Source organism: Salinicoccus jeotgali, from assembly GCF_055379195.1.
On sequence record NZ_AP043830.1, the window covers coordinates 400,279 to 414,962 of the forward strand.

13 protein-coding genes are annotated in these 14,684 nt (G+C 44.7%); all 13 read left to right on the top strand.

Going from position 1 to position 14,684, the window contains the following annotated elements:
• Nucleotides 1-5 precede the first annotated feature (5 nt).
• Nucleotides 6-1,116 (top strand): peptide chain release factor 2 gene (gene prfB, locus ACZ43I_RS02020; protein ID WP_344704508.1). Its coding sequence is split into 2 segments (ribosomal slippage): nt 6-77 and nt 79-1,116, totalling 1,110 coding nucleotides; the frame shifts between segments, so codons are not numbered across the junction.
• Nucleotides 1,117-1,238: 122 nt separating this feature from the next.
• Complete coding sequence (locus ACZ43I_RS02025; protein WP_344704506.1) at nt 1,239-1,625, top strand: c-type cytochrome; 387 nt, start codon at nt 1,239-1,241, stop codon at nt 1,623-1,625.
• Nucleotides 1,626-1,954: 329 nt separating this feature from the next.
• Nucleotides 1,955-3,172, top strand: a complete 1,218-nt coding sequence (locus tag ACZ43I_RS02030; RefSeq protein ID WP_344704504.1) for a C40 family peptidase — start codon at nt 1,955-1,957, stop codon at nt 3,170-3,172.
• Between the two features lie 126 nt (nt 3,173-3,298).
• On the top strand, nt 3,299-3,883 hold the full coding sequence (locus tag ACZ43I_RS02035; protein WP_344704502.1) for a TlpA disulfide reductase family protein: 585 nt from the start codon (nt 3,299-3,301) through the stop codon (nt 3,881-3,883).
• 2 nt (nt 3,884-3,885) lie between these two features.
• Entirely contained in the window at nt 3,886-4,524 is a 639-nt protein-coding gene (locus tag ACZ43I_RS02040) for a YfbR-like 5'-deoxynucleotidase (protein ID WP_344704500.1), read from the top strand.
• Nucleotides 4,525-4,527: 3 nt separating this feature from the next.
• A complete protein-coding gene (locus tag ACZ43I_RS02045; RefSeq protein ID WP_344704498.1) occupies nt 4,528-4,764 on the top strand; it encodes a DUF2198 family protein in 237 nt (78 codons plus the stop codon).
• A gap of 79 nt (nt 4,765-4,843) precedes the next feature.
• Complete coding sequence (uvrB, locus tag ACZ43I_RS02050; RefSeq protein WP_344704496.1) at nt 4,844-6,823, top strand: excinuclease ABC subunit UvrB; 1,980 nt, start codon at nt 4,844-4,846, stop codon at nt 6,821-6,823.
• A gap of 4 nt (nt 6,824-6,827) precedes the next feature.
• Entirely contained in the window at nt 6,828-9,668 is a 2,841-nt protein-coding gene (gene uvrA, locus ACZ43I_RS02055) for an excinuclease ABC subunit UvrA (RefSeq protein ID WP_344704494.1), read from the top strand.
• Between the two features lies 1 nt (nt 9,669).
• Nucleotides 9,670-10,821 carry a DUF4097 family beta strand repeat-containing protein gene (locus tag ACZ43I_RS02060; RefSeq protein ID WP_344704492.1) on the top strand — a complete coding sequence of 384 codons (1,152 nt, stop codon included), beginning with the start codon at nt 9,670-9,672 and terminating at the stop codon, nt 10,819-10,821.
• A gap of 150 nt (nt 10,822-10,971) precedes the next feature.
• Complete coding sequence (hprK, locus tag ACZ43I_RS02065) at nt 10,972-11,910, top strand: HPr(Ser) kinase/phosphatase (RefSeq protein ID WP_344704490.1); 939 nt, start codon at nt 10,972-10,974, stop codon at nt 11,908-11,910.
• Nucleotides 11,900-12,730, top strand: coding sequence for a prolipoprotein diacylglyceryl transferase (gene lgt / locus ACZ43I_RS02070; protein ID WP_344704488.1), 831 nt, complete (start codon nt 11,900-11,902; stop codon nt 12,728-12,730). Before hprK ends, lgt begins: the two co-directional genes overlap by 11 nt.
• On the top strand, nt 12,727-13,215 hold the full coding sequence (locus ACZ43I_RS02075; protein WP_344704486.1) for an acyltransferase: 489 nt from the start codon (nt 12,727-12,729) through the stop codon (nt 13,213-13,215). Before lgt ends, ACZ43I_RS02075 begins: the two co-directional genes overlap by 4 nt.
• Nucleotides 13,208-14,626, top strand: a complete 1,419-nt coding sequence (locus ACZ43I_RS02080) for a tetratricopeptide repeat protein (RefSeq protein ID WP_344704484.1) — start codon at nt 13,208-13,210, stop codon at nt 14,624-14,626. Before ACZ43I_RS02075 ends, ACZ43I_RS02080 begins: the two co-directional genes overlap by 8 nt.
• Nucleotides 14,627-14,684: the final 58 nt, after the last annotated feature.

Genomic DNA, 14,684 nt, shown 5'->3' on the forward strand with positions numbered 1-14,684 from the left:
TAATTATGGAAATACATGAAATCAGGAACTTCATTACGGAGATGCACGGTAAATTAGATGACTTCAGGGGGTCTCTTTGACTTAGAGGAAAAAGAGACACAGATCAAAGAGTATGAAGAGCAGATGACAGACCCAAGTTTTTGGGATAATCAGGAGAAGGCACAGGAAGTCATAGATAAGAACAACAATTTGAAGAAAGTCGTAGATGAGTTCCATGCCATCGAAGAGGCCGTTGAGGATATAGAAGTGTCCCACGAGCTGCTCAAAGAAGAAGATGATGAGGAAATGTATCAGGTGCTCGAAGAAAATGTCGATCAGGTGCGTGCTAAAATCGACAAATTTGAGTTGAATATGCTGCTTAACAATGAACACGACGAACTGGATGCTATTCTCGAACTGCACCCTGGAGCAGGCGGCACCGAGTCCCAAGACTGGGCTGAGATGCTGCTCAGGATGTATCAACGGTATGCCGACCAACAGGGCTTCAAAGTAGAGACACTTGATTACCAGTCAGGGGACGAAGCTGGGGTTAAAAGTGTAACGCTGCTCATCAGAGGATTGAACAGTTATGGACTTTTAAAAGCGGAAAAGGGAGTCCACCGACTGGTGCGGATATCTCCGTTTGATTCATCGGGACGTAGACACACCTCTTTCGTCTCCTGCGAAGTCACGCCACAATTCGACAATAAGGATATCGAAATTGAAATTAAGCCAGATGACATCAATGTGGATACGTACCGCTCCAGCGGAGCCGGGGGACAGCATGTCAATACATCAGATTCAGCTGTCAGAATCACGCACCATCCAACCGGAATTGTCGTGACTTGTCAAAATGAACGGTCCCAGATCAAAAACCGGGAACAAGCGATGAATATGCTCAAGTCCAAACTTTACCAAAAAGAACTTGAGGAGCGCCGCGCGGAAATGGATGCCATCAAGGGAGAACAGAAAGAAATAGGATGGGGCAGTCAGATCCGCTCCTATGTATTCCACCCATACTCCATGGTAAAGGATCATCGCACAAACATGGATGTGGGCAATACCGATAAAGTAATGGATGGAGATATTGGTCCCTTCATTAATGCCTACCTGCGCATGACGATGGATGAAAATTAAGTTGCGACGTCCATACCCTATAGTATGGGCGTTTTTAAATATTCAATTAATGTTTATATCACTCTCATAGATGGGTAAGTGAATTATATAGTCTATATCATATCTGCAAAGGAGACAGTGTAATGAAAAAATTCTGGTTACTTATGAGTTTTGCATTGGTTCTTGTCCTCGGTGCCTGTGGAGGCTCTGGAGATGAAGAATCCACAGAGGAATCGACTGGTGAAGCAAGTACTGAGGAAGAAAGCAGCACGGAGGAAGGCAGTGCAGATTCTGGAGACACGGAGCTTGCCAAGCAATCATACGAACAAAACAACTGCATGAGCTGTCACGGTGAAAACCTTGAAGGCGCATCCGGCCCAGCACTTACGGATATAGGCAGTAAGATGTCTGAAGATGAAATACGTACACAAATTGACGAAGGCGGGGACGGTATGCCTGCTGGCCTTGTTTCAGATGAAAAAGAGATGGACGCCCTTGTAAAATGGTTATCCAGCCAGACAGGTGAATAGGCTGTCGATTACGGCATAGAAGACAACGTGCATTGATTTTGTTATATACATTTGGAAAATAAAATCATGAGTAAAAGACCCCTGACTGGAATATTCCAGTCAGGGGTCTTTTGATGCTTAACATTATATTACGCTGTATTTCAGTGATTTCTTTTACATTACAAGTGTATTACAAAGGCACAAATGGCTGATATTCTGTGCTATAGTGTGCAACGTAGTCATCAAGAAACATTTCAAGATTAAACCACAACACAGAATTACCCTGAGTGGGATAAATATAAACATAAATATATACAATAGATTTAAAAAATAGGAGGATTTATTTACTTATGAAAAAGACGCTACTATCAGTCGCAACAGTCACTGCACTCACAGGTGTCGCATCCAGCAATATATCTGCAGCAGATTATACCGTAGAGAGTGGAGATACGCTTTGGGGCCTTGCAACTGAACATGGAACAACAGTTTCTGCGCTTAAAGAAGTAAATGGACTCTCTAGCGACCTTATTATTGAAGGCGAGCAACTGAGCCTTGATGAAGAAGAAGAAGTTAAAAAAACCGAGACGGCTGATGATGGCACATACGTCATCCAACCAGGCGATACTCTCTTTAAAATAGGACAGAAATTCAATGTCGAGTACCAACAGATCATGGAGTGGAATAATCTATCATCCGATCTTATTTTTGCAGGTAAAACATTGATCGTCTCTGGTAATGCTGCGCCTGTTGTAGAGGAACAGACTGAAGTCGTTGAAGCTGCACCTGTTGTAGAGGAGCAAACTGAAGTTGTTGAAGATACACCTGTTGTAGAAGAACAGACTGAGGTTGTTGAGGCAGCACCAGCAGTAGAAGAAACTGTTGAAAATCAAACATCTTCTGCAGTTGCGCAAGCTGAGGCGGATCGTGCAGCCGAGCAAGCTGAGGCAGAACAAGCCGCAGCGGAACAACGTGCAGCAGAGCAAGCTGAAGCGGCAGAAGCTGAGACAGTAGAGCAACCTTCTGCACCGGCAGCGCAACAAAACAATGATCGTGCGGCAGAACAAGCTGAAGCAGATCGTGTAGCAGAACAGGCGGCAGCGGAACAACGCGCAGCTGAGCAAGCTGAAGCAGAACGTCAGCAAAGAATTGAACAAAGGGAAGCAGAACAAGCAAAAGCACAAAAGCAAGAAGCTGAAAAGGCTCAAAGTCAGCAAGTATCAAATGTGGGTGGCAACGCAGCATCTGTTGCACACTCAGTAGCAGCAGGCAAGAGCTATGTATATGGTGCAAACACTTCTACAGCAGTAGACTGTTCAGCCCTTTCCCAACAGTTCATGAAAGCATTTAAAGGTGTCAACCTCCCAAGAACTGCTGCAGGCCAAATGGCAGCAGGCACACAAGTATCCAACCCTCAACCGGGAGATCTTGTATTCTTCAATGGCGGTTCACACGTCGGCATCTACATTGGTAATGGCCAAATGGTCGACGCATTGAATCCATCTGAAGGTGTTGGACAGCGTTCTGTAAGTTATGTGCACGGTTCAATCGACGGATACTTCAGATATTAATTCATATAACAAAAGGTCAGGACTCGGTCCTGGCCTTTTTTCATGCACTTCAGCACGCTCTATTAAATGTAAGTCTCTATAAGTTATGTTAAACTAATCTAAATAAATAATAAGGTTTGTTGAAATATGAAACTTAAAAACATCGTCATCATAATCATATTAGGCTTATTCTTTTTGACGGTTGGAGCAGGTGTCACCGCTGTCATCAACATGTCAGAAGAAGGCTTGAAAGAACAATCTTTAAAGACACTCGAAGAGTCTGAAGGTAAGGACAACCATCATGCAGTGGGCATGAATATCATTGATGAAAAAATGGAGGGTGTACGGAATGACGAGAAAACAATGAAGGCAATCATAGCAGATAATGAAGTGACGGTGGTCAACTTTTTTGCTTCGTGGTGTGACCCGTGCCGTCGTGAGACACCTGAATTGAATGAATTCCATCAGGCGCATAAAGATCAGCCCGTCGGTATGATCGGAATAAATGTAGACGACAAGGCATCCAATAGAGATGAATTCCTGGAAGAATTTAAGGTCTCCTATCCAGTCTACGAGTTTTCTGATGAAGATTCTGCCCTCCAGACCTTCAATATCCATCTGATGCCTACGACATTTTTCGTGGATTCTGAAGGAGAAATAATCAGAGCATATGTTGGAGAAGTCGAACGTAAACTGCTTCAAGATTACATCAACTACGTCAAGGAGGAATAATTATGGGAGTCCACCAATATTTTAAAAGTCTAAATGACTTGGAAAAACTCGTGAGGTGTCCCGGAAAATTTAAATATCAGGATCATAATGTGGCAGCCCACTCTTTTAAAGTGACTAAAATTGCCCAATACCTAGGCACTGTTGAAGAACATAGTGGAACGGATATTGACTGGAAGAGTCTTTATGAAAAGGCATTGAACCATGATTATCCGGAAATATTCACAGGCGACATCAAAACACCTGTCAAATATGCCTCTGATGAACTCAATGTGCTTTTCAAAGAAGTTGAGGAAAGCATGACCAAGCGATTTGTGCTGGAAGAATTTCCTGTTGAGTATCAGGAAACTTATTTAAGGCGTTTCAAAGAGGGCAAGGACGGTACGGTGGAAGGCGAAATATTGGCTGTAGCGGATAAGATTGACTTATTATACGAATCCTTCGGTGAAATACAAAAACGTAATCCGGAACCACTATTTTTTGAAATCTACGAAATGTCCCTACTAACCATCAGAAGGTATTCCCATCTGGAATGTGTAACGGACTTTCTTGAAAATATACTCCCGGATATGTTGCGGGAGAGATTCATACCAAAAACTGAACTGATGGATATTACTGAAGCCATAATGGAAAAGGAGCTCTGATGAATGGCTCTTTACTGGTACATGATGGCAATGGTGGTCCCGGCTTTTACAGTGGTGTTTTTTTCAAGGTTGACACGCAACAAGTTCGTCGCAGTCTTCCTAACCTTCATAATCTTCGGAGTCTCCATCTATCGTGGTTTTTACCATTCTGAATGGGTGATATTCATTGATTCGCTGTCGATAGTCTTAGGGTACATGCTAGTGGAAGTTTACCAAGTCGATAAAGTGGAAGACGATTAGCCAATGCCGAACAAATGTTTGCCATTTCTATTTTTATTTTGTAAAATAGTCTACGAACATATTAATGGGGGAAGAATGAATGGCCAAATTCGAAGTGGTCTCTAAATTCGAGCCTGCAGGCGATCAGCCAAAGGCGATAGAAGAGATTACAGAACAGATCAAGTCCGGAAATAGACATCAGACACTACTCGGTGCGACAGGTACCGGGAAAACATATACCATGAGTAAAGTGATTGAAGAAGTGGGGAAACCGACTTTAATAATTGCACATAATAAAACTTTGGCAGGGCAACTTTACAGTGAGTTCAAGGAATTCTTCCCGAATAACAGGGTAGAGTATTTTGTGAGTTACTATGATTATTATCAACCTGAAGCGTATGTCCCTCAGACGGATACTTTTATAGAGAAGGATGCACAGATTAATGATGAAATAGATAAATTACGGCACTCTGCAACCAGTGCGTTGTTTGAGCGCGACGATGTAATCATCATTTCATCTGTCAGCTGCATCTACGGTCTCGGTAATCCCGAAGAATACCGTGATATGGTCGTAAGTGCACGGGTTGGAATGCAGATGGACCGTAATGAGTTCCTACGCAAGCTCGTGGATGTCCAGTACTCACGAAATGATATCGATTTCAGAAGGGGTACTTTCAGGGTACGGGGGGACATTGTCGAAGTATTCCCGGCTTCACGCGATGAGCAATGCGTGCGCGTTGAATTCTTTGGCGATGAAATAGACCGCATCAGAGAAGTGGACTATCTGACTGGTGAAGTATTGGCAGAGCGCGAACATATCGCAATATTTCCGGCGTCCCACTTCGTCACACGCGAGGAAAAGATGAAAGTAGCGATTGGCCGTATAGAAAAAGAACTTGAAGAGCAACTTAAGATTTTGCGTGATGATGGCAAGCTGCTTGAGGCGCAGCGCCTCGAACAGCGGACGAACTATGACTTGGAGATGATGCGGGAGATGGGCTTCTGCTCAGGGATAGAAAACTATTCTGTCCATCTGACACTGCGCCCCATGGGTTCGACCCCATACACACTGCTTGATTATTTCGATGACTTCCTGGTCATGATAGATGAGTCCCACGTCAGCGTGCCGCAGATAAGGGGTATGTATAACGGAGACCAGGCAAGAAAGAAAGTTTTAGTGGACCATGGATTCAGATTACCGAGTGCACTCGACAACAGGCCTTTGAAATTTGAAGAATTTGAGGCGAAAACCCAGCAGTTGCTTTATGTCTCAGCAACACCTGGACCATACGAAATGGAGCATACTGAGAAGATGGTCGAGCAAATCATAAGGCCGACTGGATTGCTGGACCCTACTATCGATGTCCGACCGACGGAACACCAGATTGATGACCTGCTTGAGGAGATTGTGACCCGGACCGAGAAGAATGAACGTGTCCTGATCACAACACTGACTAAGAAAATGTCAGAAGATTTGACTGCCTATCTAAAAGAATCCGGAATAAAGGTTCAATATCTGCATTCCGAAGTCAAGACGCTTGAACGCATTGAAATAATCAGGGAACTCAGGATGGGCGTCCACGATGTACTGGTTGGAATCAACCTACTCCGGGAAGGTCTGGATATTCCTGAAGTTTCGTTGGTTGCAATATTGGATGCTGATAAGGAAGGGTTCCTGCGCTCGAGTCGTGCACTTGTTCAGACGATTGGTCGTGCAGCCCGTAACAGCGAAGGACACGTGATCCTATATGGGGATAAAATGACCGATTCGATGAACTACGCCATCGAAGAGACCGGCAGACGACGCGAAATTCAAATTGAATATAATGAAAAGCACGGTATTACGCCTCAAACTATACAGAAAGAAGTACGAGATTCGATCAGTGCGGAAGTGGAAGTGAAGAAAGAAAGCAGAAGTGATGGATCGGATAAAGGTAAGAAGACTAAGATGACGAAAAAAGATAAAGAGAAATTGATGACCCAGCTTGAAGAAGATATGAAGCAGGCTGCCAAGGATCTCGATTTCGAAACCGCTTCAGAACTCAGGGACGCACTATTCGAATTGAAAGCAGAAGGGTGATATTTTGAAGAACAAATATATCAGTGTGAGGGGTGCAAGACAGCACAACTTAAAAGGAATCGATGTCGACATCCCAAGGGACAGCCTGGTGGTCATGACTGGACTGTCTGGTTCCGGGAAGTCTTCTTTGGCATTCGATACCATATATGCTGAGGGCCAACGACGCTATGTGGAGTCGTTAAGTTCTTATGCCAGGCAATTCCTGGGACAGATGGAGAAGCCAGATGTAGATTCGATAGAAGGATTGTCACCTGCTATTTCCATCGATCAGAAAACGACAAGCAACAACCCAAGATCGACCGTATCTACGATTACTGAGATATATGATTACCTCAGGCTGCTTTATGCAAGGGCGGGCACCCCGTACTGTCCGATCCATGGCGTCGAAATTACATCGCAAACCGTTCAGGAGATGGTCGACCGGGTCATGGAGCTCCCGGAAAGGACCAAAGTACAACTTTTTGCCCCTGTCATAAAGGGCCGTAAAGGGCTGCATGAAAAGGTGTTTGAAGATTTGGCTAGAGAAGGGTATGCCCGGGTCATCGTAGATGGGGAAATGTATGACATCGAATCCGTACCCGAACTCTCCAAAAATAAAAAGCATGATGTGGATGTCGTCGTCGACCGGCTTGCGATCCGCGAAGGCATTGAAGCGCGCTTGAGCGATTCGATGCAGACTGCACTTGAAAAAGGAGAAGGGAATATCACCGTCAATGTCATCGATGGGGAAGACATGCATTTCTCCGAACATTTCTCCTGTCCAATATGCGGTTTCACCATATCAGAAATGGAACCTAGACTGTTCTCCTTCAATGCCCCGTACGGAGCGTGTCCGGACTGTGATGGCCTGGGTATGAAAATGGCAGTGGATGAACGCCTCGTAATCCCTGATGCAGACCTGTCATTAAAGGAGGGGGCACTCCTTCCTTGGCAACCAATCAGCTCGGACTATTATCCAACCTTGCTTAGACAGACTTGCGAGCATTTTGGTATAGATATGGATATCCCCTTTAAAGACCTCAAGAAGAAAGAAAAGGACCTGATACTGCATGGATCTAAAGGCGAGGTGGTCAACTACAGGTTCACCCAAAACAACGGTATAGTCCGGAACCGCAAGATGCCTTATGAAGGGATCATAAATAATATAGAACGGCGCTACAAGGAGAGTCCATCCGATTACACAAGGGATGTAATGAGCAGATACATGAGGGAAATCACATGCAAGACATGTGAAGGGTACCGACTGAATGCGGAAGCCCTTGCTGTAATGATAGAAGGGCGGCATATAGGCCAAGCTGTGGATCAGCCCGTTAAAGAAGCGATAGATTTCTTTGATGGACTCTCCCTGTCTGAACAAAACAGAAAAATTGCTGCACCCATTCTTAAAGAGATATATGAGCGCCTCTCATTCCTTCATAATGTCGGCTTGGACTATCTGACTCTGAATAGGCGGAGTGGTACCCTCTCCGGGGGGGAAGCACAGCGCATACGTCTTGCAACACAAATTGGCTCAAGGCTCAGTGGAGTGCTGTATATACTTGATGAGCCTTCCATTGGACTCCATCAAAGGGATAACGATCGCCTGATCAACACGCTCAAGGATATGCGCGACCTCGGCAACACTCTGATTGTGGTGGAGCATGATGAAGATACTATGCTTGCAAGTGATCACCTCATTGATATCGGACCTGGAGCAGGGGAACACGGTGGTCGTATAATGGCTCAGGGCACACCGGACGAAGTGATGGAGGATGACAACTCGATTACTGGTCAATATTTGAGCGGCAAGAGGGAGATTCTATTACCGGATGCATACCGCAAACCTGACATGAAAAAGGTGCTTGAGGTACGTGGAGGCAAAGAGAACAATTTAAAGAACCTCAACGTAAAAGTTCCTCTGTCAGTTTTAAATGTGGTCACAGGGGTCTCGGGGTCAGGCAAAAGCACCCTTATTAATGAAATCCTCTATAAAGGGCTTCATACTCAGCTGTATAAATCAAAACAAATACCCGGGGACCATAAAGAGATAAGAGGCGCAGAAAACATTGAGAAGATAATCGATATCGATCAGTCGCCAATTGGCCGTACACCCCGCAGTAACCCTGCAACTTATACAGGTGTATTCGATACAATCAGGGATGTCTTTGCCCAGACGAACGAGGCAAAAGTACGAGGTTATCAAAAAGGACGGTTCAGTTTCAACGTCAAAGGTGGAAGGTGTGAAGCCTGTAAAGGCGATGGCATCATCAAAATAGAAATGCATTTTCTGCCCGATGTATTCGTACCATGTGAAGTATGCGATGGAAAGCGTTATAATAGAGAGACGCTGGAAGTTAAATACAAAGATAAGAGCATCGCAGATGTCCTGCAGATGACTGTGGAAGAAGCTTATTATTTCTTTGAAAACATTCCAAAGATCAAACGCAGAATGAAAACATTGCTTGATGTGGGACTTGGCTATGTACGGTTGGGTCAGCCTGCTACGACATTGTCAGGCGGGGAGGCGCAAAGAGTCAAACTCGCTTCCGAACTGCACAGGCGTTCTGATGGAAAAACGTTGTATATACTGGATGAGCCTACTACTGGCCTTCATTCGGAGGATATAGGCAGGTTGATCACCGTGATCCAGCGTCTTGTCAATAATGGGGATACCGTCATTGTCATCGAACATAACCTAGATGTCATAAAAGTGGCCGATCATGTCATCGACCTTGGCCCGGAAGGCGGCGATGGGGGAGGCACCATCGTAGTCAGTGGCTCAATTCAGGACGTAATGGCAGAACCAAAAAGCTATACGGGACAGCACCTAAAAAAATGGTTGGACAGAAACCATCAGGGGGATTGAAATGGATAACAAAAACCGCATTCTGAAAATGTTGGAAGAAGGAAAAATCACGTCAGAAGAAGCAATCCGTTTAATGGAAGCTATAGAATCCAAAGAGAAACAGGATGATCCAGTACAGGACGCAAAAGAAGACAGGACCAATCGGAATCGCTCGACTAAAAATGGGTCGAAGGATATTCTCAACCAATTCATGGATGAATTTCAGAAGTATGTAAACCCTGAAAAGGCAAATGAAGCATTGAATCAAGTCAAAAATAAAATGGAAGGGCAGAAGCAGACTGCCCAAGTCTACCGTACTTTCGAGAAGGCATTCGACAGTGTCAAGAACAGTTCCATTGACGCAATGTTTACACAAGGTTCAAAAAATCGTCTCATCGAAACGGTCGAGGACGACTATTCGAACGTATCAATCGATATTGCGAACGGCAATATCAAGGTTGTGCCGACAGACGGTTCAACTACAGCGAGATTCGAAGTGACTCCTTTCTATAGAAAACTTGATAAGCAGCGTAATTATTTCCAGGACATCATCTGTGAAGTCAAGAATGATGAGCTTCTCATCGTTTCAGATATTCGTACAGCCCGGGTGAACATTGAACTTCAGGTGAACCGGGAAACACTCAAACGACTCATCATTTCAGGATCTAACGGTAATGTGCAGATTGAATCCCAATCCTTCAATGATCTCACGATCGATCTGTTGAATGGCAACATTTCCCTCGAGGATGCAGTGAGCAGCAATGCATTCATCAGAACATCAAGGGGCGATATAACCGTTAAAGCGGGTTCCCATGGAACGATAGAGATGATTTCCATGCTTGGGACAATCAATACCGATAAGTTGAATGCGAAAGATATTACAATATCTTCTAATGGTTCAGTAAATGTTTCTTTAGAACCAGGAACTGAATCTGCTACGGTTAATGCCAACATGGGCAGCATCAATATAAATATCCCGCATGCCCGTGCTGTGGAAGGTCGCTTGAGCACCGTCATCGGGCAGATCAACTATCCTCCGGACCTGAATGTCAGATTCATGAAATCGCAGGACATCGGGTTCAAGGAATTGATGCTGCTTAACGATACGGATGAAGAAGCGCTGTTGCTTGAAGTGGGGACCAAATTCGGCAGTGTTACACTGCACCGCAGTTAAAAAGAACACACTACAGCCCGGCATTTGTGCCGGGCTGTAGTGTGTTTGTATATATAATTGAAAAATTGCCCCTTGTATTCAAGTCCCGTTTCATTGAAATGAGCAGCCTGATTCTTTATAGTTGAATTATTAAATGTCCGAGGTGACCAAATGCTCACAGTAAAAAAGATCATAGATGAATTTCAACTGAAATTGATTTCGGGTAATGATGGCATCAACAAGGAAATCACCAATATTGATGTCTCGCGTCCGGGTCTTGAGATGGCAGGTTATTTCTCCCATTATTCCTCCGATCGCATACAGATACTTGGAATGACGGAAATTTCATTCTTTGAGAGGATGCTTACAGAAGAAGAAAGGGAAGACCGCCCGAAAAAATTATGCCGCAAAGAAACGCCCTGCATCATCATCACTCGTAATCTGAATCCGCCGCTTGAATTTATAGAAGCGTGTAACCAGAGCCGAATTCCCCTATTGGTCACTGAAGACAACACGACTAATTTTACGAGTAGAATCTCCAATCATCTGGAGAAAGCCTTGGCGCCAGAAACTAACATGCACGGTGTATTGGTGGATATATACGGAATCGGTGTTCTAATCACCGGAGAAAGTGGCGTCGGAAAAAGCGAGACGGCGCTGGAACTTGTCAAGAATGGCCATAGGCTCGTAGCTGATGATAACGTTGAGATAAAAGAAGTGTCGAAGAATGTACTGATTGGTGCCTCGCCGCCAATCATACGCAATCTGCTTGAAATACGCGGCCTCGGCATCATTAATGTGATGACGCTTTTTGGAGCGGGAAGTATCCTGGAGGAGAAACGTGTCATGCTCAATGTGAGCCTGGAAGCCTGGGAAAAGGGAAAAACTTATGAACGTCTCGGCCTGGATCAGAAGAAGCTGAAGATCTTGAATACCGAGATCGACCAAAAGACCATCCCTATCCGTCCGGGGCGTAGCCTGGCGGGCATCATTGAAGTGGCTGCCATGAATTATCGTATGCAGTATATGGGGTACGATGCAGCCCAGGAATTCAATGACCGTCTGAACCGTCAAATCCAAATCAACGGAGGGATGATTGATGATCTATAGCGCGCCGTTCAGCCCAATCGCAATTGAACTCGGCCCGATAGGGATCCACTGGTATGGCATCATCATAGCGGCCGGCATGTTGCTTGGGTATTACATAGCAGACCGTGAAGCGGACCGGAAGGGTCTTCCTGAAGGACTTTTCATGGATTTGATGTTCTATATCATCATTGCTTCAATTATAGGTGCAAGATTATATTATGTTATTTTCCAATGGGAATACTATAGTCAGAATCCATTTTCCATATTGCTGATAAATGAAGGGGGTATGGCGATTCATGGAGGATTGATTGGTGGCTTCATCGCTGGTATCGTCTACTGCCGGGCTAAAGGCTTCAGTTTCTTTCAGTTGGCGGACATTGCGGCCCCGAGCCTTATTTTGGGGCAGGCCATAGGCCGTTGGGGAAATTTTATGAACCAGGAGGCGCATGGGGGAGAAGTGTCCAGAAACTTCCTCGAATCCTTGATGCTCCCAGACTGGATCATCAACCAAATGTTTATAGACGGTGCGTATTACCATCCTACATTCCTATACGAATCCGCATGGAATATAATAGGCTTCATCCTCCTTCTCATGCTCCGTCCAAAACTGAAAGTGGGCCAGACCATCCTTCTATACTTGATGTATTATTCGATTGGCCGTTTCTTCATAGAGGGAATGCGTACAGATAGTCTGATGATCGGAGAGCAGCTGCGTACCGCACAGTTGATTTCAATAGTTCTGATCGTTGTGGCAGCGGGTGTCTGGATCTATAGGGAAATGAAATATAAGTTGCCGAAATACCGGGAGGTACAAGGCATCTATAAAGGAAGACGCAAATGAGGAAACTTGAAAAATTCAAGGCGGGTGCGATAAATCCGCTATGGCATCTATATAGGACAGTCTCACGCATAAAAGTTGCGAAGAACTTCATCATAATCGAACTTGGCCGGTTTTGTCCCTCGACCATATGGAAGCATGTACTATACAGGAAAGGACTCGGCATGAAGCTTGGGGAGAACGTTTCCCTAGCCTACAAAGCCATGCCGGACCTTATGCATCCAGAGCGCATCCACATTGGCAAAAACAGTATAATCGGGTATAATACAGTGATATTGACTCATGAATATCTCGTGGATGAGTATCGTCTCGGGAATGTCTACATCGGACATGATACCATGGTGGGCGCAAATGTCACTATTCTGCCGGGGGTGACTATCGGCAATCATGCTGTAATAGGAGCGGGAAGCGTAGTTTCAAAAGATGTTCCCGACCACTCGGCTGGTTACGGCAATCCGCTTATAATAAGGAGTATGGATAATGACTAGGAAAGTGATTCCGTTCGATCAGAATGGAGAATTCCATTTTAATCAAGGTCTGAAGAAAACAGAACAGAATAAAAAACCGGAGGCGCTTAGGAGCTTTCAGAAAGCCTATGAACTTGACCGGAATAATCTGGCATATCTGTCCCAGTATGCATACTTGCTTGCTGAAAATGGCCGCGGTGCAGAAGCTGAACATATATTGATCAACGCATTCATTCAGCATCAGTATGATGCTGAATTTTATTTTATATTGAGTCAACTTTATATCATCAATAATGATGCGAATAAGGCGTTTCTGTTCGGTGTGCAATATGTCAAATATGAGCCGGACTCCGGCTATGATGAAGAACTGGAAGAGATGTTCGAAGTGAGTATTCATGATGAAGAAGAAGTTGAACGGGAAGCGGCTAGATTTACAGCCCAGCATCTGTTCCAGCATCTCTTCATGAACGCCAGGATAGAAGAGGCCCTGGAATTTCTATCTACAGTGCCCGAAGACATCCGGAAGGAACGCGAATTCAGAAATCAGAAAGCCATGGCGCTCCTATTTCTGAACCGTTACGATGAAGCGCACGAACTATTGGAGCAGCTATTTCTGGAAGACCGCACGGATATGCATGCATTGAGCCATATGACACTCTTGTACTACCACACGGGAGAAGAGGATAAATTCAATGAATTCCTTAAAAAGTTGGAAGTGGTGCAACCATTAGATGATGATGCCCGGTTCAAGGTGGGGCTCGTGCTCAATTTCCTGCAGAAGTACGAAAGGTCATACGAGCTTCTTTATCCTTTATTCAAAAAACAGTCATTCATCAGTTTCCAGCTGCTCCATGCATTGAGCCATGCAAGCTATCATACTGGTCGTGCCGAAGAATCCAGGGTGTTCTGGAATCGTATGCAGACGTTTCATCAGGTAAAGGAAATATATAGCCCTTGGAACCGCCATAGGGCATCTGAGAAAGTATCAGAGATAGAAACCGCCTACTTGAAGGATGACGATCCGTACAGGCGCCTTCTAGGTCTCTATAAGATCTACAATGTCGTTCCGAGGGACGTCATACTGGGACACGACGTGTGGGATACGATTGAGAATCTGGAAGATTACGAGAAGTTGTATATATCATTCCTTTTCCAGGGACTTAAGCTAGTCAGGCTGGGGCGGATGCATAAAGGGCTGGAGGCACTGTCGCAAGCTGGCTTTACGGATGAAGAGGACCAGATGTCTTGGATAGAACTATTTCACGAACTGTATGAGCAGAAAGTGGAGTTGGAAGATATTGATGCCTTTGCAGCTGCGACAATGTACTTCCATAAGCGCGAAAGGAAGTTCAGCAAAAAATATCTCGTCGAGACATTTGGTACTACACTGTACCGCTTGAATAAGGCATTGGGGCATATCGAGCAGAAATGATGAAATAATATAAATATCCCTTTATAATATTTAACAGCTGACAATACGGAAAAGGAGT